Consider the following 18,744-nt stretch of genomic DNA (forward strand, 5'->3'; position numbering starts at 1 on the left):
TGATAGCGGCGGGGTCCCGCCGGAAGCCCGCCCGGAGCCGGGGGGACGGCGCGACAAGGTGACAACAAGCGACGGGGCCGGACGCGCGGCGCGCCTGGGTCGTGCGGATAATGCCGCCCCATGAATCCGCTCCTCCAGCGCCTGCAGCCCTACCCCTTCGAGCGCCTGCGCGCCCTCGTCAAGGACGTGACGCCCAACCCGGCCCTGCGGCCGATCAGCCTGGGCATCGGCGAACCGCGCCATGCCGCGCCGAAGCTGCTGACCGACACGCTGGCCGCGTCGCTGTCGGGCCTGTCGGCCTACCCCGCAACGGCCGGCCTGCCGGAGATGCGACAGGCCTGTGCCGACTGGGTGCAACGCCGCTACGGCGTGGCCGTCAACCCGGCCACCGAGGTCCTGCCGGTCAACGGCTCGCGCGAGGCGCTGTTCGCGCTGGCGCAGACGGTGATCGACCCGGGCACCCATGCCGAGGCCGGCGGCCCGGTGGTCGTCTGCCCGAACCCGTTCTATCAGATCTACGAGGGCGCGGCCTTCCTGGGCGGGGCGACGCCGGTGTTCGCCAACAGCGACCCGGCGCGCAATTTCGCCGCCGACTGGAAGCAGATCGACGCGGCCACCTGGGCCCGCACCCAGCTGCTCTACGTCTGCTCGCCGGGCAACCCGGCCGGTGCGGTGGTGCCGCAAGACGAGTGGCGCGAGCTGTTCGAGCTGTCCGACCGCTACGGCTTCGTGATCGCCTCGGACGAGTGCTACTCCGAGATCTACTTCCGCGACGAACCGCCGCTGGGCGCGCTGCAGGCCGCGCAGGCGCTGGGCCGCACCGACTGGCGCCGGCTGATCGTGCTGACCAGCCTGTCCAAGCGCTCGAACGTGCCTGGGCTGCGCTCGGGCTTCGTGGCCGGCGACGCCGAGATCCTGAAGAACTTCCTGCTCTACCGCACCTACCACGGCAGTGCCATGAGCACGACGGTGCAGCAGGCCAGCATCGCGGCCTGGAACGACGAGGCCCATGTGGTCGACAACCGGGCCCAGTACCGCGCCAAGTTCGCCCAGGTCACGCCGCTGCTGGCCGAGGTGATGGACGTGGCCCTGCCCGACGCCGGCTTCTACCTGTGGGCGCGTGTGCCCGAACGGGTCTGCGGCGGCTCGGACACCGCCTTCGCCCGCGAACTGCTGCGTCAATACAATGTCGCGGTGCTGCCCGGCAGCTACCTGGCGCGAGAGGCGCACGGCCTGAACCCCGGCGCCGGACGCATCCGGATGGCGCTGGTCGCCGAGGTCGACGAATGCCTCGAAGCCGCGCACCGCATCGTGCGTTTCATCCGCGAGCAGCAGGGCTGAAGCCCGTCCGCCCAGGCGCTGCGGCGCCCGCCTCCACGGATCATCCGATCACCGATTTCCTTCCTCACTCCAAGAGCCTCCACACCATGTCCAGCCAGCTCCAAGCCGTCATCGAAGCCGCGTGGGAAGACCGCGCCAACCTGTCCGTGGCTGCCGCGCCGGCCGAGGTCCGCGACGCCGTCAACCACGCCATTTCCGAGCTGGATGCCGGCCGCCTGCGTGTCGCCGAACGCCAGGGCGTGGGCCAGTGGCAGGTCAACCAGTGGCTCAAGAAGGCCGTGCTGCTGAGCTTCCGCCTGAACGACAACGTGCCGATGGGCAGCGGCGACCTGACCTTCTTCGACAAGGTGCCGACCAAGTACGCCGGCCTGTCGGACGCCGAACTGCGCGCCACCGGCGTGCGCGTGGTGCCGCCGGCCGTCGCGCGTCGCGGCAGCTTCGTCGCCCCGGGCGCGATCCTGATGCCGTCCTACGTGAACATCGGCGCCTACGTCGACTCGGGCACGATGGTCGACACCTGGGCCACCGTCGGCTCGTGCGCCCAGATCGGCAAGAACGTCCACCTGTCGGGCGGCGTCGGCATCGGCGGCGTGCTGGAGCCGCTGCAGGCCAACCCGACCATCATCGAGGACAACTGCTTCATCGGCGCCCGCTCGGAAGTCGTCGAGGGCGTGATCGTCGAGGAGAACTCGGTCATCTCGATGGGCGTCTACATCGGCCAGAGCACGAAGATCTACGACCGCGCCACCGGCGAGGTCAGCTACGGCCGCATCCCCGCCGGCTCGGTCGTCGTCAGCGGCAATCTGCCCTCGTCGGACGGCAAGTACAGCCTGTACTGCGCGGTCATCGTCAAGCGCGTCGACGCCCAGACCCGCGCCAAGACCAGCATCAACGACCTGCTGCGCGGCTGATCGAACCCGGCATGGCCACCTCACCGAGCAGCGGCATGAACCGCAACATGGAACGCATCCTCCGGCTGATGGCCGAGAAGCGCGCATCGGACGTGTTTCTCTCGGCCAACATGCCGGTGCTGATCAAGATCCATGGGCAGATGCTGCAGCTCACGCAGGAACAGCTGACCCCCGTCCAGCCGCGCCAGCTGCTGGCCGAGGTGCTGACGGCCACGCAGCTCGAGGAGCTCGACGACACCGGCGAGCTGAACTGCGCCGTGGCCGTGCCCGGCGTCGCCAGCTACCGGCTGTCGGCCTTCAAGCAGCGCGGCACGGTGGCGGCGGTGTTCCGCTGCATCCCCACCGACATCCCCGAGCTGGACGGCCTGAAGCTGCCGGAGATCCTGCCCTCGCTGGCACTGGCCAAGCGCGGGCTGGTGCTGGTGGTCGGTGCGACCGGCAGCGGCAAGAGCACGACGCTGGCGTCGATGCTGCAGCAGCGCAACCGCACGGTGACGGGCCACATCCTGACGATCGAGGACCCGATCGAGTTCCTGTTCACCAACCAGAAGTCGCTGGTCAACCAGCGCGAGGTCGGCCGCGACACGCAGTCGCTGCAGATCGGCCTGAAGAACGGCATGCGGCAGGCGCCGGACTGCATCTTCATCGGCGAGATCCGCGACCGCGAGACGATGAGTGCGGCGCTGTCCTACGCGCTGTCGGGCCATCTGGTGCTGTCGACGCTGCACGCGAACAACAGCCAGCATGCGCTGAACCGCATCATGAGCTTCTACACGCCGGAGTCGCGTCCGGCGCTGCTGTCGGACCTGGCCTCGGGCCTGAAGGCGATCGTGTCGCAGCGGCTGCTCAAGGCCGTTGCCGGTGGCCGGGTGCCGGCCTGCGAGGTGCTGCTCAACACGCAGCTGATCGCCGAACTGATCGACCAGGGCAACTTCGCGGGCATCAAGGACGCGATGGAACGCTCGATCGCCGAGGGTTCGCAGACCTTCGAGGAAGACCTGGCCCGGCTGCTGGCCGAAGGGCTGGTCACCCGCGAGGAAGCGCTGACCAACGCCGACTCGCCGACCAACCTGCTGTGGCGGCTGCAGAACGAGCAGACCGGCGGACGCCGTCAGGCCGAGGCCGAACCCGAGGCCGAACCCGGCCCGTCCTTCACCGAGATCACGCTGGACGTGCATGCGCAGCAGGCCAACAAGGGCCGCCGCAACCCGGCCCTGCGCCCGGTGCAGACCAAGCCCGGCGGCCTGTCGTCGAGCTGATCGACGCCCGCCGCTGCCGTCCCGGGCGCCTGCCCGGACGTTTGCCACGACCCGAATCCGCCATGTCCCTGAACACCCTCACGCTGCTGGAGGCGCTGATCGCGCGCCGCTCGATCACGCCCGACGACGCCGGCTGCCAGACGCTGATCGGCGACCGGCTGGCGGCGCTGGGCTTCACCTTGCATCACCTGCCGTACGGGCCGGCCGATGGCCGCGTCGACAACCTCTGGGCGGTGCGCGATGGCGGCCTGCCCGGACCGACGCTGGTCTTCGCCGGCCACACCGACGTCGTGCCGACCGGGCCGCTGTCGGCCTGGCACAGCGACCCCTTCGTGCCGACCCACCGCGACGGCCAGCTCTACGGCCGCGGTGCTGCCGACATGAAGGCCTCGCTGGCCGCGATGGTCGTCGCCACCGAAGCCTTCGTCGCCGGGCGGCCGCAGCACGCCGGCCGCATCGCCTTCCTGCTGACCAGCGACGAGGAAGGCCCGTCGGTCGACGGCACCGTCAAGGTCTGCGAGTGGCTGGAAGCGCGAGGCGAGCGGCTGGACGCCTGCATCGTCGGCGAGCCGACGTCCGTCAAGGCGCTCGGCGACATGATCAAGAACGGCCGGCGCGGTTCGCTGTCCGGCCGCCTGACGGTGCAGGGCCTGCAGGGCCACATCGCCTACCCGCACCTGGCGCGCAACCCGATCCACCTGGCCGCGCCGGCACTGGCCGAACTGGCCGCGACGGCCTGGGACGCCGGCAACGACCATTTCCCGCCGACCAGCTGGCAGATGTCGAACATCCACGCCGGCACCGGCGCGACCAACGTCATCCCCGGCGAGCTGGTGGTCGACTTCAACTTCCGCTATTCGACCGAGTCGACGCCCGAATCGCTGCAGCAGCGTGTGCAGGCGGTGCTGGACCGTCACGGCGTGCCGCACCGGATCGACTGGACGCTCGGCGGCCGGCCCTTCCTGACCCGCCCGGGCACGCTGATCGCGGCGCTGGCCGGCGCGATCCGCGAGGTCACCGGCATCGACACCGAGCTGTCGACCACCGGCGGCACCTCCGACGGCCGCTTCATCGCCCGCCTGTGTCCGCAGGTGGTCGAGTTCGGACCGATCAACGCGACGATCCACCAGGTCGACGAACATGGCGCCGTGGCCGACCTGGAGCCGCTGGCCGAGATCTACCGCCGCACCCTGGCGGCCATGCTGCCGGCGGCCTGACACGAGAACCCACTTGACGATGAACAGCCCCGCAAGCAGCACCGACCGCCCGACCCTGGCCCAGGTGGTCGAGCAGATGGCCATCCGGATGACCGCCGCCGGCGTGGTCTTCGGCCACGGCACCCACAACGCCCGCGACGAGGCGATCTGGCTGACGATGTGGCGCCTGGGCCTGCCGCTGGACGGCTACGACGAGCTGGCCTCCGGGCCGGTCTCGGCCGAGCAGCTGGCCGACGTGTCGGCGGTGGTCGACGAACGCATCACCAGCCGCAAGCCGGCCGCCTACATCACCCACGAGGCCTGGCTGCAGGGCGTGCCCTTCTTCGTCGACGAGCGCTGCATCGTGCCGCGTTCCTACATCGCCGAGCTGCTGGGCAATCCCGACTACGGCCACGCGCTCGACACCTGGCTGAGCGACCGCACCCGCCACGTGCTGGACCTGTGCACCGGCAACGGCAGCCTGGCGGTGCTCGCAGCGATGGCCTTCCCGGACGTGCAGGTCGATGCCTCGGACCTGTCGACCGACGCGCTCGACGTGGCGCGCATCAACGTCAACCGGCATCACCTGGGCGAACGCATCTCGCTGATCGCCAGCGACGGACTGGCCGAGGTGCGGGGGCCGTATGACCTGATCCTGTGCAACCCGCCCTATGTGAACGCCCGCTCGATGGCCGCGCTGCCACCCGAGTTCCGCGCCGAGCCCGAGATGGCGCTGGCCGGCGGCCTGGACGGCATGGACTTCATCCGCCACCTGCTGCGCGACGCGCCGGCCCGCCTGAGCGACATCGGCGTGCTGGTGATCGAGGTCGGCCACGAGCGGCCGTACTTCGAGGCCGCCTTCCCGCGCCTGCCGGCGGTCTGGCTCGAGACCAGCGCCGGCCATGACCAGGTGCTGTTGCTGACGCGCGATGCGCTGAACGGAGTCCGATGAGCACGACCGAATTCGCCGTGCGCGGCGACCACATCACGCTCGACGCGCTGCTCAAGGTCTGCGGCCTGGTGCCCAGCGGCGGTGCCGCCAAGACCGCGATCGCCGCTGGCGAGGTCCAGGTCGACGGCGAGGTCGAGCTGCGCAAGACCCGCAAGCTGCGCCCGGGCGCCGAGGTGCGGTTCGCCGGCGAGTGCATCCGGATCGTCGCCGAGGACGCCGGCGCGGAACTTCCGGACCGGCCGTGAATCCGAAGCGACGCAAGGGCAGGCCCTTGCGAGCGAGGCTCATGGCCTCACCTGCACCATTCTTCGAATCAGAACTGAGGAAGACACGATGAAACAAGGCTGGATGGCCGCCCTCGCGGTGGCCGTTGCAATGGGAACCTGGACGGTCGAGGCCGACGCTGCGAAGCGACTGGGCGGCGGCGGTTCCGCCGGCATGCAGCGCAGCCTGCCCGCGCGCTCCCAGCCGGCCGACGTCGGCAGCATGCCGGCCAAGCCGATGCAGAACCAGCAGGCCGCGCCCGCGCAGCAGGCCCAGCCCGGCGCGGCGGCCACCGCCGGTGCGCCGGCTGCCGCTGCCGCGCCGAAGCGCAACTGGCTCGGCCCGATCGCCGGCATCGCCGCCGGCCTGGGTCTGGCCGCGCTGCTGAGCCATTTCGGCATGGGCGAGGCGGTCGCCAACTTCCTGATGATGGCGCTGCTGGCCGTCGCGGTCGTCTTCCTGGTGAGCTGGCTGGTGCGTCGCTTCGCCGGCAAGGGTCAGGCCCAGGGCTCTGCCGGCCGCGAGCCGGCCTACGCCTACGCGGGTTCGCAACCCGCCGCCGAGCCGGCACCGTTCCAGCCGGCCGCCGCGCCTGAACTGCAGCGCAACGCCCTGCCGGGCAGTGCAGCCGACAGCTTCCGGATGGACGGCGGCGCCCCCGTGTCTGCGGCAGCCGCGTCGCCTGCCGCGAACACGTACGCTGCGCCGACCCTGCCGGCCGACTTCGACGCCGCCGCGTTCGAGCGGATCGCCCGGATGATCTTCATCCGCATGCAGACCGCCAACGACCGCGGTGACCTCGATGACCTGCGCCAGTTCACGACGCCGGAGCTGTTCGCCAGCATCCGCCTGGACCTGCAGGACCGGGGCAGCCAGCCGCAGCAGACGGACGTCGAGCAGGTCGCGGCCCAGGTGATCGACTTCGCCCACGAGACCGGACGCGATGTCGTCAGCGTGCGTTTCCACGGCCTGATCCGCGAGGAAGCCGGCGCCGCAGCCACCGGCTTCGACGAGATCTGGCACCTGGTGCGCGAGGCGTCGGCGCCGCAGGTCTGGCGCATCGCCGGCATCCAGCAGACGCACTGACGTCTTCGGGCCCGGCGCAACGCGCCGGATGACCCCAGGAAGCCGCCCGACCGGGCGGCTTCTTTCTTTTCTTGTGCAACGCAACAAGAACCCGAGCGATGCGCTACACTTCGCGCCGCTCGCCCCACCCGTTGGGGCGATGCTGTTTCGTTCATCCCCTCTGACCTTCCTCTTTCCCCTCATCCTCCGGCGGTCGACCTTCACGGTCAGGTCCGCGGGGCTGCAGGCGCGGTCGGCGGCGATGCTGTTCGACCCGGGCGGGCTCCTTCCCCCTTAGAGCTTCTGTACCGCTACCGCGCGTTGTTGGATGCCGCGCGGGCTGTGCTTTTGCCTGCCCAAGACCGATCACCAACCGGTGATGCGGCGACCGAGACGTTCGGCGGCGATCCCTCCGCGCGTCAGAAAGACTGAAGTCATCATGAGTTTTGCAGACCTCGACCTGAACCCGGCCATCCTGGCCGCCCTGACCGACGCCGGCTACACCGAGCCGACCGACGTGCAGGCCCAGACCATCCCCGCCGCGCTGACCGGCTCCGACCTGCGCGTGTGTTCCAACACCGGCAGCGGCAAGACCGCCGCCTTCGTGATTCCCGCCCTGCACCGCGTCCTGGCCGCCCGTCTGGACCCGAACCAGCGCCGTCCGCGTGGCGAAGTCAGCGGCCCGCGCGTGCTGGTGCTGGCCCCCACCCGTGAGCTGGCGCTTCAGGTCGCCAAGGCGGCCTCGAACTACGGCCGTCACATCCCCGGCCTGAAGGTCGCCACCGTCGTCGGCGGCGTGCCTTACGGTGCCCAGCTGGCCGCGCTGCGCAAGCCGCTCGACCTGCTGATCGCGACCCCCGGCCGCCTGATCGACCACCTCGACAGCGGCAAGGCCATCCTGGCCTCGGTCGAGATGCTGGTGCTCGACGAAGCCGATCGCATGCTCGACATGGGCTTCATCGAGGACATCGAGCGCATCGCCGAATCGCTGCCGGCCTCGCGCCAGACGGTGATGGTCAGCGCCACGTTCGCCGGCCAGGTCGGTCGTCTGGCCGACCAGATCCTGAAGCCTGACGCCCAGCGCATCGAGATCGCCAACCACACCGACAGCCACGAGAACATCACCCAGAAGCTGTACTGGGCCGACAGCGTCGAGCACAAGGCCGCGCTGCTGGAGCATCTGCTGACCGACCGCGAGGTCCAGCAGGCCGTCGTCTTCACCAGCACGCAGCGTGACGCTGACGAGCTGGCCGCACACCTCTACGACATCGGCCACGCGGTCGCGCCGCTGCACGGCGGCATGCCGCAAGGCCGTCGCACCCGCACGCTGATGGCGCTGCGCAGCGGCGAGCTGAAGGTGCTGGTCGCCACCGACGTCGCCGCCCGCGGCATCGACGTGCCGACGATCAGCCACGTCATCAACTTCGGCCTGCCGATGAAGGCCGAGGACTACGTGCACCGCATCGGCCGCACCGGCCGCGCCGGTCGTTCGGGCCTGGCGATCACGCTGGCCGAGCGCCGTGACGCCGGCATGATCCGCCGCATCATGCAGTTCACGACGCAGATGATCCCGATCGAGACCATCGTCGGCCTGGAGCCGACCCGCCCGGGTCCGGACCTGAGCGCGCGTCCGGCCCGCCCGGCCTTCGACCGCCGTCCGGGTGGCGCCCCGCGCCGCCATGACGAGCGCGGCGGCCCGCGTGCCGGTGGCTGGAACAACGACCGCGGCGGCCGTCCGGCCCATGCCGGTCACGCCGGTGACCGCCCGCACCACGCCGGTCACGCCCCCGGCTTCGGCCATGCGCCGGAAGCCCGCGTGTTCGACCGCCCGCACGGCGATCGTCCCCCGCACGGCCATGCCCCGCGTCCTGCCGGTGGCGAATGGCGCGGTGCCGCCCCGGCCCGTGGCCCCGGCGGCCCGAACCGCGGCTTCCGCCCGGCCCCGCAAGGCCGTCGCGGCGACCGCTGATCGACGCGGCTGATCGACGCGGCTGATCCGGTCCCCAGGCCGGATCCAATCGCCTGAAACACCAACGGCCACCTTCGGGTGGCCGTTGTGCTTTCGGGACGGGACGTCGATCGGCGTCGACCGGTGTCGCGCGCTTCAGGCCGTGGACCGTGGCCAGCGCACCAGCACCCGCAAGCCGGGTTGCGCCGCCTCGAAAGCCAGCGTGCCGCCATGCGCCTGCGCCACCAGACGACACAAGTAGAGCCCCAGGCCGACACCGCCGCTGTGACGGGTGCGCGCCGCATCGGTCCGGTAGAAGGCCTCGGCCAGGCGTGGCAGATGCTCGGGTGCGACGCCCGGGCCGTGGTCGCGCAGGCTCAGCAGCCAGTCGTCGCCGAAGGCATCGACGCGGATCGCCAGTTCGAGATCCGGCCCCGCCGGGTCAGCCGGATGGGCCGGTCGACCGTGCCGCAAGGCGTTGTCGACCAGGTTGCGCAGCAGCAGACGCCATCGCGACGGGTCGACCGCGACCTGGCTCAAGGACTGAGCCACCTCGGATGCGATGTCCCAGCTCACGCGCGGCGCGACGACATCGGCGGGTGCACCCGCCTGCCAGACCTGCAGCCGGTCGTCGACGACCTGGCGGACCAGCCCGGCCAGGTCGGTCGGCTCGGTCTGCAGCGCGGCGTGGCCAGCGCTCAGGCGCTCGCCTTCGAGCAGGTCGTTGATCAGCGCGCGCATCTCCTCCAAGTCGCGCAGCAGCGCATCGCGCGACGGCCCCTCGTCGACCAGTTCGGCGTTCAGGCGGGCGCGGGTCAGCGGCGAACGCAGCTCGTGGCTGATCGCCAGCAGCAGCGCGCGCTTGGCCTCCAGGCGCTCGCGCAGGCCGTCGGCCATCGCGTTGATCTGGCCGGCCAGCCGGCCCAGTTCATCGGGTCGGCGGATCGGGATGGGCTGCGCGAAATCGCCTTGCCCATAGCGCAAGGCGCCGCGGCCGATGTCGTCGAGCGGACGCAGCAGTCGGCGCATCGCCAGGTAGGCAAGCGCGGTGGCCAGCAGCAGTGCCGCCAGCGTGATCCAGCCGATCACGCGCGGCTGGTGCTGCAGCGGCACCTCGCCCAACGCGAAGGTGATGCGGTGGCCGTCCGGCGTCAGCCGGCTCAGGGCGACCACGCCACGTCCGCCTGGCGGTTCGTCGCGGGCATCGTCGGTATCGTCGCGACGCCAGGGCGGCGGGCCACGGCGCGGACCGCCGTCGGCGTTGGCCTGGTCGTGACGCCAGGGCAGCGGCGGGCCCATGCCCAACCCCATGCCCATGCCCATGCGCGGCCCGTCACGGTCTCGCGGCGGGCGCATCGGCAAGGGCATGGGGTGGCGCGGCAGGCCGTCGGGGTGGGACGTCCAGTTGACCGTCGGGCCCTCGATGCGGATGGCCAGCGGCAGGCGATCGGCCAGCGCCTGGGCCTTGTCGACGTCGGGCGGACTGCCCAGGTCGGCCGCCAGCCGGTCGACGTAGTCGGCCACCAGCGGCCGCACCAGCGCCCGCCAGCCGCCGCCGACGGCGCGCTGCATGCCGGTCATGAAGGCCAGCCCCATGACCAGCGCCAGCACCACGAACAGCAGCACCAGCCGCACGCCCAGGCGCCGATGGCGGGCGACCGGGCGGCTCAGCCAGGCGGTGTCGTCAGCGGCCATCGGTCACTCCGTCAGGCGGGCCGCCGCGAAGGCATAGCCGGCGTTGCGCACGGTCTTGATGCAGTCCAGCGGTTCGAGTTTCTTGCGCAGCCGGCTGACGAGGATGTCGACCGCGCGCGTGTAGAGCTCGGCCTCCTGGCCGCGCAGCCGGGTCAGGATGTCGTCGCGGCTGAAGACCTTCTGCGGCTCGCGCGCGAGCAGGCCCAGCAGCTCGAACTCGGTGCCGGTCAGCTCGACCTCGCGGCCGTGGACCTGCACCTGCCGGCGCTCGAAATGGATCGTCAGGCCGTCGAACGCGAGCTGCACCGGGCCGTGGTCGGCGTCATGCCGATCGGCCCGCTGGCGGCGCAGGATGGTCTGCAGACGGGCCGCCAGTTCGCGCGGCTCGAAGGGCTTGGGCAGGTAGTCGTCGGCGCCCAGTTCGAGGCCGATCACCCGGTCCATCACGTCACCGCGCGCGGTCAGCATCAGGATCGGGATGTCGCTGGTCTTGCGGATCTCGCGGCAGACCGCGAAGCCGTCCATCTCCGGCAGCATCACGTCGAGGATCACCGCGTCATAACGCACCGCCGCCAGCCGTGCCAGACCGGCACTGGGCCGGTCGGCATGGTCCAGCGCCAGGTCATAGCGCTGGAGGTAGGTGGCCAGCGGTGCGGCCAGATGCTGGTCGTCGTCGATCAGGAGCAGTCGGTGCATGGCCGGATGATCCCAGAGCGGCAGGCTCAGCCGCCACGCCCGCCACGGCGGTCACCGTGGCCGTCATGGCCGTCATGACCACCACGGCCCGGACCGCGCGCCAGGAACTCGCGCACCTGGGCCTGCTGCTCGGGCTTCAGGTTGTCGAAGAAGTCGGCGGCGGCGGCGATCACCTCGGGGCTGGACTTCTGGATCGCCTGCGCCTTCGCGTCGGCCTGCTGCTGGGCCTTGGCCTTGTCGAAGCGGTTGCCGGCGATCAGCGCCTGCAGGTCGTCGCGCGGGCTGGCCGGCTTGGCGGCCTCACCCGCCTTCGGCGCGGCGGCCGCCGACGAGCCGGCCGCCTGCAGCGCCTGGCGCTGGGCGTGCAGCGTGTCCAGCAGCTTGCCCAGGCGGGCCTTCTGGGCATCGTCGAGCTTGAGCTGGGTCGTGGCGCGGTCGAGCATGCGGTCGCGCATCTTCTGGTGATCGGCCTCGTTCATCGGGCCGCGATGGCCGTGGCCCATGCCCATCATGCCCATCGGGCCGCCGTCCATGCCCATCGGGGCGGCCAGCACAGGGCCGGCGGCGCCGATCAGGCCGAACGAGAGAGCGGTGGTGGCCAGGACGGTCAGGCTGCGTTGTTTCCAGGTCTTCATGGGGAACATCCTTTCGGGACGGTTGGTGGTCCGGTGCGATCGGCCCGGCGCTGCGTCGCAGCGGCTGCGGTGTGGATCGATGGAAGGGATGTTGCCGACGGGTCGACGTGGCGTCCTTGCAGCGCCGTATCGGCGTGTTTCGTTTCTTTTCACGCCACGAGTCGGGTTCCGTACACTCCGCCGGCCTCTCACCTCACGACCACGATGACCGACCTTGCCGACCAGCTGAAGACCCTGCGCGAGCCGCTGATGCGCTACGCCCGCAAGCAGCTGCGCAACGAGGCCTGGGCCGAGGACGCCGTCTCCGAGACGATGCTGGTGGCGCTGGAGAAACCGCAGTCCTTCAGCGGCCAGAGCCAGCTCAAGACCTGGCTGATCGGCATCCTCAAGCACAAGCTGATCGACCAGATCCGCCGCCACGGCCGCGAGATCTCGTCCACGCGCGAGGACGCGGAAGACCTCGACGAGCTGCTGTTCAAGCCCGACGGCCACTGGCAGGAAGCGCCGGCCGACTGGGGCAACCCGGAGGCCACGCTCGGCCAGCGGCAGTTCTTCGCGGTGCTGGACGCCTGCGTCGAACACCTGCCCGGCCAGCAGGGCCAGGTCTTCCTGATGCGGGAATGGCTGGGCCTGGAGACCGACGAGGTGTGTCAGCAATTGGGCATCAGCTCGACCAACCTGTTCGTGCTGCTGCACCGCGCCCGGCTCCGCCTGCGCGAGTGCCTGCAGTCCAGCTGGTTTGCGACGGCCCCTGCCGGCCGGTGAACGACACCATGCGACTGAAGATCGATTGCCGAGAAGCCACCCGCCTGGTGCTGGCCGCAGAAGACCGCCCGCTGGCGATGGGTGAACGCGTGGGCTTGCGCCTGCACCTGTGGGTCTGTCGGGCCTGCCCGACCTTCGTGCGCCAGACCCGCCTGATGCGCGACGCGATGGACCGCTGGCGGTCCTACCGCGACGCCGGAGACGACCCCGGCGCCGGTCCGGACGCCGATCCCGGCAACGACCGCCGCTGAGTTCAGCCCGCCCGGCCGAGCCGGTCAAGACGCTGGCGCGCCGCCGCGTACTCCTCGGCCAGCTGACGCACCCGCTCGGCCGCCGGCACCACGCGGTCGATCGCGCCGATGCCCTGGCCGCAGCCCCAGATGTCCTTCCACGCCTTCTTCGCGTCGCCACCGAAGTTCATCTTGCTCGGATCGGCCTCGGGCAGCGCGTCCGGATCCATGCCGGCGGCGCGGATGGACGGCTTCAGGTAGTTGCCGTGCACGCCCGTGAACAGGCTGCTGTAGACGATGTCGTCGCTGTTGCTGTCGACGATGCACTGCTTGTAGGCGTCGCTCGCGCGGGCCTCGTCGGTGGCGATGAAGGCCGAGCCGATGTAGGCCAGGTCCGCGCCCATCGCCTGCGCGGCCAGCACCGCGCCGCCGCTGGCGATCGAGCCCGACAGCGCCAGCGGGCCGTCGAACCACTGGCGGATCTCCTGGATCAGCGCGAACGGGCTCTTGGTGCCGGCATGGCCGCCCGCCCCCGCCGCCACGGCGATCAGCCCGTCGGCGCCCTTGTCGATGGCCTTGTGCGCGAAGGCGTTGTTGATGATGTCGTGCATCACCAGCCCGCCCCAGCTGTGCACGGCCCGGTTCAGGTCCTCGCGCGCGCCCAGGCTGGTGATCACCAGCGGCACCTTGTAACGGGCGCAGACCTCCAGGTCCTGTTCGAGGCGGTCGTTGCTCTTGTGGACGATCTGGTTGATCGCGAACGGGGCGGCCGGCGTGTCCGGATGCGCCGCATCCCAGGCCGCCAGCGCCTCGGTGATCTCGGCCAGCCACTCGTCGAGTTGCGAGGCCGGGCGGGCGTTGAGCGCCGGCATCGAACCGATGATGCCGGCCTGGCATTGCGCGATCACCAGCTTCGGGTTGCTGATGATGAAGAGGGGCGAGCCGATGACCGGCAGGCGCAGCTTGTCGAACAGGGCGGGCAGCGACATCAGAAGGCCTCCAGCGACAGGGCGCAGACCGACTCGCCGCCGTCGACCACGCTGTCGCGCAGTCCGGGCACCCGCGTCAGGATGTGGTCGCCATAGAAGCGCGCGGTGGCGATCTTGGCCTGCATGAAGGGCACGTCGTCGCCCTCGTTGATGGCGTCCTCGGCGGCCAGCAGCGCACGGCCCATCTGCCAGCCGGCCATCAGGTTGCCGGCCAGCATCAGGTAGTTGACCGAACCGGCGAAGACCTCGTTCGGATGAGCCTTGGTACGACCGGCGACGAAGTCGACCACCTCGACGAAGGCCTCGCGGGCGGCCTTCAGGCGGCGCGCATAGGCCTGCGCCGCCGCGCTCGAATGGGCGGCGAGCGCGGCCTCCGTCACCTCGATCTGGCCGGCGATGGCCTTGGCGGTCTGCCCGCCGTCGCGGGCGGTCTTGCGGCCGATCAGGTCGTTGGCCTGGATGGCGGTCGTGCCCTCGTAGATCGTCAGGATCTTGGCGTCGCGGTAGTACTGCGCCGCGCCGGTCTCCTCGATGAAGCCCATGCCGCCGTGGACCTGCACGCCCAGGCTCGTGACCTCCAGGCTCATCTCGGTGCTGTAGCCCTTCACCAGCGGCACCATGAACTCGTAGAACGCCTGGTTCACGCGGCGCGTGTCGGCATCGGGATGGTGGTGCGCGGCGTCGTAGGCGGCCCCGGCCACCAGCGCCAGCGCGCGGCAGCCCTCGCTGAGCGCGCGCATCGTCATCAGCATGCGGCGCACGTCGGGGTGGTGGATGATCGCGCCGGCCGTCGGCAGCGAGCCGTCGACCGGGCGCGACTGCACGCGGTCACGGGCGTACTGGACGGCCTTCTGATAGGCCCGGTCCGCCACCGCGATGCCCTGGATGCCGACCGCGTAGCGGGCCGCGTTCATCATGATGAACATGTACTCCAGGCCGCGGTTCTCCTGGCCCACCAGGTAGCCGACCGCGCCGCCGTGATCGCCGTACTGCAGCACGGCGGTCGGGCTGGCCTTGATGCCCATCTTGTGTTCGATCGACACGCAATGGACGTCGTTGCGCGCGCCCAGGCTGCCGTCGGCATTCACCATGAACTTGGGCACGATGAACAGGCTGATGCCCTTGACGCCCTCAGGCGCACCGACCACCCGCGCCAGCACGAGGTGGACGATGTTCTCGGCCATGTCGTGTTCGCCGTAGGTGATGAAGATCTTGGTGCCGAAGATCTTGTAGGTGCCGTCGGGCTGCGGCTCGGCGCGACTGCGCACCGCCGCCAGATCGGAGCCGGCCTGCGGCTCGGTGAGGTTCATCGTGCCGGTCCAGCGGCCTTCGATCATCGGCGGGATGTAGGTCGCCTTCTGTTCGTCGGTACCGGCGGTCAGCAGCGCCTCGATCGCGCCGTCGGTCAGCAGCGGGCACAGCGCGAAGCTCAGGTTGGCGCTGTTGAGCATCTCGATGCAGGCCGCGCCAATCGCCTTGGGCAGGCCCTGGCCACCGAACTCCGGCGGGTGCTGCAGTCCCTGCCAACCGCCTTCTGCGAACTGCCGGAAGGCGTCCTTGAAGCCGGGCGTCGTCGTGACCTGGCCGTCCTTGAAGAACGACGGGTTCTTGTCGCCTTCCCAGTTCAGCGGCGCGACGACGTCCTCGTTCAGGCGCGCACTTTCCTCCAGCACGGCCGCAGCCGTTTCCAGGCCGGCCTCCTCGAACGCCGGGATCTTCGTCAGCTGCTCAAGGCCGGCGAGTTCCTTCAGTCCGAACAGGAAATCCTTGACGGGGGCGCGGTAGGTCATGGCACGGTCTCCGGTGCGTTTGGTATGGGATTCGGGAGGGGCGAACCAGCGAGGCTCGCGGATCGAGCTGACAGGGTGCGGACATGAAAGGGGCGCCGCAACGTTGCCGCTGGGCGCCCCGGTGGTGGCCGGTCTCAGGCCACGTCGATCAGAGCGCCTTGACCAGCTCGGGCACGGCCGCGAACAGGTCCGCTTCCAGGCCGTAGTCGGCGACCGAGAAGATCGGCGCTTCCGGATCCTTGTTGATCGCGACGATCACCTTGGAGTCCTTCATGCCCGCCAGATGCTGGATCGCGCCGCTGATGCCGGCGGCGATGTAGAGCTGCGGCGCGACGATCTTGCCGGTCTGGCCGACCTGCCAATCGTTGGGCGCATAGCCCGCATCGACAGCCGCGCGGCTGGCGCCGAGGGCCGCTCCGAGCTTGTCGGCCAGCGGGGTCAGCACTTCATTGAACTTGTCGCTGCTGCCCAGCGCACGGCCACCCGACACGATGATCTTGGCGGCGGTCAGTTCAGGGCGATCGTTCTTGGCGATTTCGCTGCCGATGTAGCTGCTTGACCCCGAGTCGGCCGCAGCAGCCACGGTCTCGATGGCGGCGCTGCCACCGGTCGAGGCGGCCGCATCGAAGGCGGTGCCGCGCACGGTGATCACCTTGACCGCATCGGCGCTCTGCACCGTCGCGATCGCGTTGCCGGCGTAGATCGGGCGCTCGAAGGTGTCGGCGCTGATGACGGCGGTGATGTCGCTGATCTGGGCGACGTCCAGCAAGGCGGCCACGCGCGGCGCGGTGTTCTTGCCGCCCGCCGTGGCCGGGAACAGGATGTGGCTGTAGCCACCGGCCAGGCCGACAACCTGCGGGGCCAGCGACTCGGCCAGCCCGTGCGCCAGACTGGCGCCATCGGCATGGACCACCTTGGCGACGCCAGCGACCTGGCTCGCCTGCTGAGCCACCGCAGCCGCGTTGTGGCCGGCGACCAGGATGTGGACCTCACCCAGCTTCGCGGCGGCGCTGACGACGTTGAGCGTCGCGGGCTTGAGCGTGTTGTTGTCGTGTTCGGCAATGACGAGGACAGCCATCTCAGATCACCTTCGCTTCGTTCTTGAGCTTGTCGACCAGCGCGGCCACGTCGGCCACCTTGATGCCGGCCTTGCGGCCCGCGGGCTCGGCCACCTTCAAGGTCTTCAGCCGCGGCGTGACGTCCACGCCCAGGTCGCCGGGCGTCACCTTGTCCAGCGGCTTCTTCTTCGCCTTCATGATGTTGGGCAGCGTCACGTAGCGCGGCTCGTTCAGGCGCAGGTCGGTCGTGATGACGGCCGGCAGCGACAGGCTCAGCGTCTCCAGGCCGCCGTCGATCTCGCGGGTGACCGTGGCCTTGCCGTCGGCCACTTCCACCTTCGACGCGAACGTGGCTTGCGGCAGGTTCGCCAGCGCGGCCAGCATCTGGCCGGTCTGGTTGCAGTCGTCATCAATGGCTTGCTTGCCGAGGATCACGAGACCGGGCTGTTCCTTGTCGACCAGCGCCTTCAGCAGCTTGGCGACGGCCAGCGGCTGCAGTTCGGCGTCGGTCTCGACGTGGATGGCGCGGTCGGCGCCGATCGCCATCGCGGTGCGCAGCGTTTCCTGGCACTGGGTGACGCCGCAGGAGACGGCGATGACCTCGGTCACGACGCCCTTCTCCTTGAGTCGCACGGCTTCCTCGATCGCGATCTCGTCGAACGGGTTCATGCTCATCTTGACGTTGGCGATGTCCACGCCCGTGCCGTCGCTCTTGACGCGCACCTTGACGTTGTAGTCGACCACCCGCTTGACGGGGACGAGTGCTTTCATCGGTCTCTCTCCAATGGCCTGTGTTGAATCACGGCCGGCATTCTATGAGGCTGCGTCAACGTGTTGTCGCGTTCATGAAACATAAACGAACGATCGTGCTATTTTAGATTGAAAGCCAAGCGATGGGCAAGAAGGGCGGTCCGCCCCATCCCCGATCCGTCGCTTTCCGGCCGGTTGTTAGACTCCGCGCGCCCGCTTCCCTGGACACCCGCACGAGCGCATGAGCCCTGTTTCGCCCGCATCACCCCGCATCGGCGTGTTCGATTCCGGCTTGGGTGGCCTGTCGGTGCTGCGTTGTCTGCGCCAGCTGCGCGACGATGTGCAGTTCGTGTATGTCGCGGATTCCGGACACGCTCCCTATGGCGACAAGCCGGTCGACTTCATCGTCAGGCGCTCGCTGGACATTGCCGACTTCCTGGTCGAACAGCGGATCGACCTGCTCGTCGTCGCCTGCAACACCGCGACCGCCGCCGCCGTTCGCGCGTTGCGGGAGGCGCACCCCGGTCTGCCGATCGTCGGCGTCGAGCCCGGCATCAAGCCGGCCGCCCAACGCAGCCGCCACGGACGCATCGGCGTGCTGGCGACCGAGGCCACGCTGGCCAGCGATCGGTTCCAGTTGCTCGCGCAAGCCCACGCCGACCACGTCGAGCTGACCTTGCAGGCGGGCGTCGGGTTGGCGGCGGCGATCGAGAACCACGCCCTTGACAGCGACGAGGTGCGGCACTGCGTCGAGCGGTGCTGTGCGCCGTTGCGCGAGGCCGGCGTCGACACGGTGGTGCTGGGATGCACGCACTACCCGCTGGTCGCCGACCTGATCGCCCGACAGTTCGAGCCGGACGTCGAGCTGATCGACACCTCGGAGGCCATCGCGAGGCGGACGCTGGATCTGCTGCCTCGGCAGCAGCGCATCTCGAAGGATGACGCTCGCCTGGCGCTCTGGAGCAGCGGGGATCCTCTGCGGCTGACGCAAGCCTGCGATCGCTGGCTGAACGAGCGCCGGGAGGCCAGGCCGTTGCCCGCACGCTGGGCGACGGCCGCAACGCCGTCTGACTGAAACGCTTGACCGCGTGCTGGTGCCCAGGACGGGACTCGAACCCGTACGCCCTGCGAAAGGCCGCGGATTTTAAGTCCGCTGTGTCTACCGGTTTCACCACCCGGGCGGCGGTCCGACAGACCGGA

At 70.1% G+C, this 18,744-nt stretch carries 18 protein-coding genes and 1 tRNA gene; 11 read left to right on the forward strand and 8 right to left on the reverse strand.

Annotated features, from left to right (window positions below; all coding sequences use genetic code 11):
- Nucleotides 1-120 precede the first annotated feature (120 nt).
- The 8 genes from dapC (at nucleotide 121) to ACWA7K_RS10160 (ending at nucleotide 8,957) form a co-directional block, all read left to right on the forward strand.
- Nucleotides 121-1,341, forward strand: coding sequence for a succinyldiaminopimelate transaminase (gene dapC, locus ACWA7K_RS10125; RefSeq protein ID WP_456168145.1), 1,221 nt, complete (start codon nucleotides 121-123; stop codon nucleotides 1,339-1,341).
- 86 nt (nucleotides 1,342-1,427) lie between these two features.
- Nucleotides 1,428-2,252 carry a 2,3,4,5-tetrahydropyridine-2,6-dicarboxylate N-succinyltransferase gene (dapD, locus tag ACWA7K_RS10130; RefSeq protein WP_456168147.1) on the forward strand — a complete coding sequence of 275 codons (825 nt, stop codon included), beginning with the start codon at nucleotides 1,428-1,430 and terminating at the stop codon, nucleotides 2,250-2,252.
- Between the two features lie 35 nt (nucleotides 2,253-2,287).
- Entirely contained in the window at nucleotides 2,288-3,511 is a 1,224-nt protein-coding gene (locus ACWA7K_RS10135; RefSeq protein ID WP_456168762.1) for a PilT/PilU family type 4a pilus ATPase, read from the forward strand.
- A gap of 62 nt (nucleotides 3,512-3,573) precedes the next feature.
- Nucleotides 3,574-4,728: a succinyl-diaminopimelate desuccinylase gene (gene dapE / locus ACWA7K_RS10140; protein ID WP_456168149.1), complete on the forward strand. Its 1,155-nt coding sequence runs from the start codon at nucleotides 3,574-3,576 to the stop codon at nucleotides 4,726-4,728.
- Between the two features lie 19 nt (nucleotides 4,729-4,747).
- On the forward strand, nucleotides 4,748-5,659 hold the full coding sequence (gene prmB / locus ACWA7K_RS10145) for a 50S ribosomal protein L3 N(5)-glutamine methyltransferase (protein WP_456168151.1): 912 nt from the start codon (nucleotides 4,748-4,750) through the stop codon (nucleotides 5,657-5,659).
- Nucleotides 5,656-5,904, forward strand: a complete 249-nt coding sequence (locus ACWA7K_RS10150) for an RNA-binding S4 domain-containing protein (RefSeq protein ID WP_456168153.1) — start codon at nucleotides 5,656-5,658, stop codon at nucleotides 5,902-5,904. The genes prmB and ACWA7K_RS10150 overlap by 4 nt, the downstream gene beginning before the upstream one ends.
- Nucleotides 5,905-5,992: 88 nt before the next feature.
- Nucleotides 5,993-7,009, forward strand: a complete 1,017-nt coding sequence (locus ACWA7K_RS10155; RefSeq protein ID WP_456168155.1) for a Tim44 domain-containing protein — start codon at nucleotides 5,993-5,995, stop codon at nucleotides 7,007-7,009.
- A 418-nt stretch (nucleotides 7,010-7,427) separates the two neighbouring features.
- Nucleotides 7,428-8,957, forward strand: coding sequence for a DEAD/DEAH box helicase (locus ACWA7K_RS10160; RefSeq protein WP_456168157.1), 1,530 nt, complete (start codon nucleotides 7,428-7,430; stop codon nucleotides 8,955-8,957).
- Nucleotides 8,958-9,092: 135 nt separating this feature from the next.
- Here ACWA7K_RS10160 and ACWA7K_RS10165 read toward each other — a convergent pair whose 3' ends face one another.
- Genes ACWA7K_RS10165 through ACWA7K_RS10175 form a run of 3 tightly spaced genes read right to left on the reverse strand, consistent with a single transcriptional unit; the run spans nucleotide 9,093 to nucleotide 11,962 of the window.
- A complete protein-coding gene (locus ACWA7K_RS10165; protein WP_456168159.1) occupies nucleotides 9,093-10,631 on the reverse strand; it encodes a sensor histidine kinase in 1,539 nt (512 codons plus the stop codon).
- Between the two features lie 3 nt (nucleotides 10,632-10,634).
- Nucleotides 10,635-11,327 (reverse strand): response regulator transcription factor, encoded by a 693-nt coding sequence (locus ACWA7K_RS10170; RefSeq protein WP_456168161.1) that lies wholly within the window; start codon nucleotides 11,325-11,327, stop codon nucleotides 10,635-10,637.
- Between the two features lie 26 nt (nucleotides 11,328-11,353).
- Nucleotides 11,354-11,962, reverse strand: a complete 609-nt coding sequence (locus tag ACWA7K_RS10175) for a Spy/CpxP family protein refolding chaperone (protein WP_456168163.1) — start codon at nucleotides 11,960-11,962, stop codon at nucleotides 11,354-11,356.
- A 204-nt stretch (nucleotides 11,963-12,166) separates the two neighbouring features.
- On the opposite strand from ACWA7K_RS10175, the gene ACWA7K_RS10180 reads away from it, so the two are divergent.
- On the forward strand, nucleotides 12,167-12,727 hold the full coding sequence (locus ACWA7K_RS10180) for a sigma-70 family RNA polymerase sigma factor (protein ID WP_456168165.1): 561 nt from the start codon (nucleotides 12,167-12,169) through the stop codon (nucleotides 12,725-12,727).
- Between the two features lie 8 nt (nucleotides 12,728-12,735).
- Nucleotides 12,736-12,978, forward strand: coding sequence for an anti-sigma factor family protein (locus tag ACWA7K_RS10185; RefSeq protein ID WP_456168167.1), 243 nt, complete (start codon nucleotides 12,736-12,738; stop codon nucleotides 12,976-12,978).
- A 2-nt stretch (nucleotides 12,979-12,980) separates the two neighbouring features.
- Here the strand turns inward: ACWA7K_RS10185 and ACWA7K_RS10190 are convergent, their stop codons facing one another.
- The 4 genes from ACWA7K_RS10190 to ACWA7K_RS10205 all read right to left on the reverse strand — a co-directional run bounded on the left by ACWA7K_RS10190 (nucleotide 12,981) and on the right by ACWA7K_RS10205 (nucleotide 17,565).
- On the reverse strand, nucleotides 12,981-13,946 hold the full coding sequence (locus tag ACWA7K_RS10190; protein ID WP_456168169.1) for an NAD(P)H-dependent flavin oxidoreductase: 966 nt from the start codon (nucleotides 13,944-13,946) through the stop codon (nucleotides 12,981-12,983).
- Nucleotides 13,946-15,736: an acyl-CoA dehydrogenase gene (locus tag ACWA7K_RS10195; protein ID WP_456168171.1), complete on the reverse strand. Its 1,791-nt coding sequence runs from the start codon at nucleotides 15,734-15,736 to the stop codon at nucleotides 13,946-13,948. Before ACWA7K_RS10195 ends, ACWA7K_RS10190 begins: the two co-directional genes overlap by 1 nt.
- Nucleotides 15,737-15,884: 148 nt before the next feature.
- Nucleotides 15,885-16,814: an electron transfer flavoprotein subunit alpha/FixB family protein gene (locus ACWA7K_RS10200; protein ID WP_456168173.1), complete on the reverse strand. Its 930-nt coding sequence runs from the start codon at nucleotides 16,812-16,814 to the stop codon at nucleotides 15,885-15,887.
- A 1-nt stretch (nucleotide 16,815) separates the two neighbouring features.
- Nucleotides 16,816-17,565, reverse strand: a complete 750-nt coding sequence (locus tag ACWA7K_RS10205; RefSeq protein ID WP_456168175.1) for an electron transfer flavoprotein subunit beta/FixA family protein — start codon at nucleotides 17,563-17,565, stop codon at nucleotides 16,816-16,818.
- 220 nt (nucleotides 17,566-17,785) lie between these two features.
- On the opposite strand from ACWA7K_RS10205, the gene murI reads away from it, so the two are divergent.
- Entirely contained in the window at nucleotides 17,786-18,619 is an 834-nt protein-coding gene (murI, locus tag ACWA7K_RS10210; RefSeq protein ID WP_456168177.1) for a glutamate racemase, read from the forward strand.
- 17 nt (nucleotides 18,620-18,636) lie between these two features.
- On the opposite strand, the gene ACWA7K_RS10215 is transcribed toward murI, so the two are convergent.
- Nucleotides 18,637-18,725 (reverse strand) — tRNA-Leu (locus tag ACWA7K_RS10215).
- Nucleotides 18,726-18,744 lie beyond the last annotated feature (19 nt).

The sequence above is a fragment of the Leptothrix mechoopdaensis (SeqCode) genome, assembly GCF_053893855.1.

What these genes read in the sequence shown, in the direction of transcription:
- dapC (WP_456168145.1), top strand. Translation starts at nt 121, where the DNA reads ATGAATCCGCTCCTCCAGCGCCTGCAGCCCTACCCCTTCGAGCGCCTG.
- dapD (WP_456168147.1), top strand. Translation starts at nt 1,428, where the DNA reads ATGTCCAGCCAGCTCCAAGCCGTCATCGAAGCCGCGTGGGAAGACCGC.
- ACWA7K_RS10135 (WP_456168762.1), top strand. Translation starts at nt 2,288, where the DNA reads ATGAACCGCAACATGGAACGCATCCTCCGGCTGATGGCCGAGAAGCGC.
- dapE (WP_456168149.1), top strand. Translation starts at nt 3,574, where the DNA reads ATGTCCCTGAACACCCTCACGCTGCTGGAGGCGCTGATCGCGCGCCGC.
- prmB (WP_456168151.1), top strand. Translation starts at nt 4,748, where the DNA reads ATGAACAGCCCCGCAAGCAGCACCGACCGCCCGACCCTGGCCCAGGTG.
- ACWA7K_RS10150 (WP_456168153.1), top strand. Translation starts at nt 5,656, where the DNA reads ATGAGCACGACCGAATTCGCCGTGCGCGGCGACCACATCACGCTCGAC.
- ACWA7K_RS10155 (WP_456168155.1), top strand. Translation starts at nt 5,993, where the DNA reads ATGAAACAAGGCTGGATGGCCGCCCTCGCGGTGGCCGTTGCAATGGGA.
- ACWA7K_RS10160 (WP_456168157.1), top strand. Translation starts at nt 7,428, where the DNA reads ATGAGTTTTGCAGACCTCGACCTGAACCCGGCCATCCTGGCCGCCCTG.
- ACWA7K_RS10165 (WP_456168159.1), bottom strand. Translation starts at nt 10,631, where the DNA reads ATGGCCGCTGACGACACCGCCTGGCTGAGCCGCCCGGTCGCCCGCCAT.
- ACWA7K_RS10170 (WP_456168161.1), bottom strand. Translation starts at nt 11,327, where the DNA reads ATGCACCGACTGCTCCTGATCGACGACGACCAGCATCTGGCCGCACCG.
- ACWA7K_RS10175 (WP_456168163.1), bottom strand. Translation starts at nt 11,962, where the DNA reads ATGAAGACCTGGAAACAACGCAGCCTGACCGTCCTGGCCACCACCGCT.
- ACWA7K_RS10180 (WP_456168165.1), top strand. Translation starts at nt 12,167, where the DNA reads ATGACCGACCTTGCCGACCAGCTGAAGACCCTGCGCGAGCCGCTGATG.
- ACWA7K_RS10185 (WP_456168167.1), top strand. Translation starts at nt 12,736, where the DNA reads ATGCGACTGAAGATCGATTGCCGAGAAGCCACCCGCCTGGTGCTGGCC.
- ACWA7K_RS10190 (WP_456168169.1), bottom strand. Translation starts at nt 13,946, where the DNA reads ATGTCGCTGCCCGCCCTGTTCGACAAGCTGCGCCTGCCGGTCATCGGC.
- ACWA7K_RS10195 (WP_456168171.1), bottom strand. Translation starts at nt 15,736, where the DNA reads ATGACCTACCGCGCCCCCGTCAAGGATTTCCTGTTCGGACTGAAGGAA.
- ACWA7K_RS10200 (WP_456168173.1), bottom strand. Translation starts at nt 16,814, where the DNA reads ATGGCTGTCCTCGTCATTGCCGAACACGACAACAACACGCTCAAGCCC.
- ACWA7K_RS10205 (WP_456168175.1), bottom strand. Translation starts at nt 17,565, where the DNA reads ATGAAAGCACTCGTCCCCGTCAAGCGGGTGGTCGACTACAACGTCAAG.
- murI (WP_456168177.1), top strand. Translation starts at nt 17,786, where the DNA reads ATGAGCCCTGTTTCGCCCGCATCACCCCGCATCGGCGTGTTCGATTCC.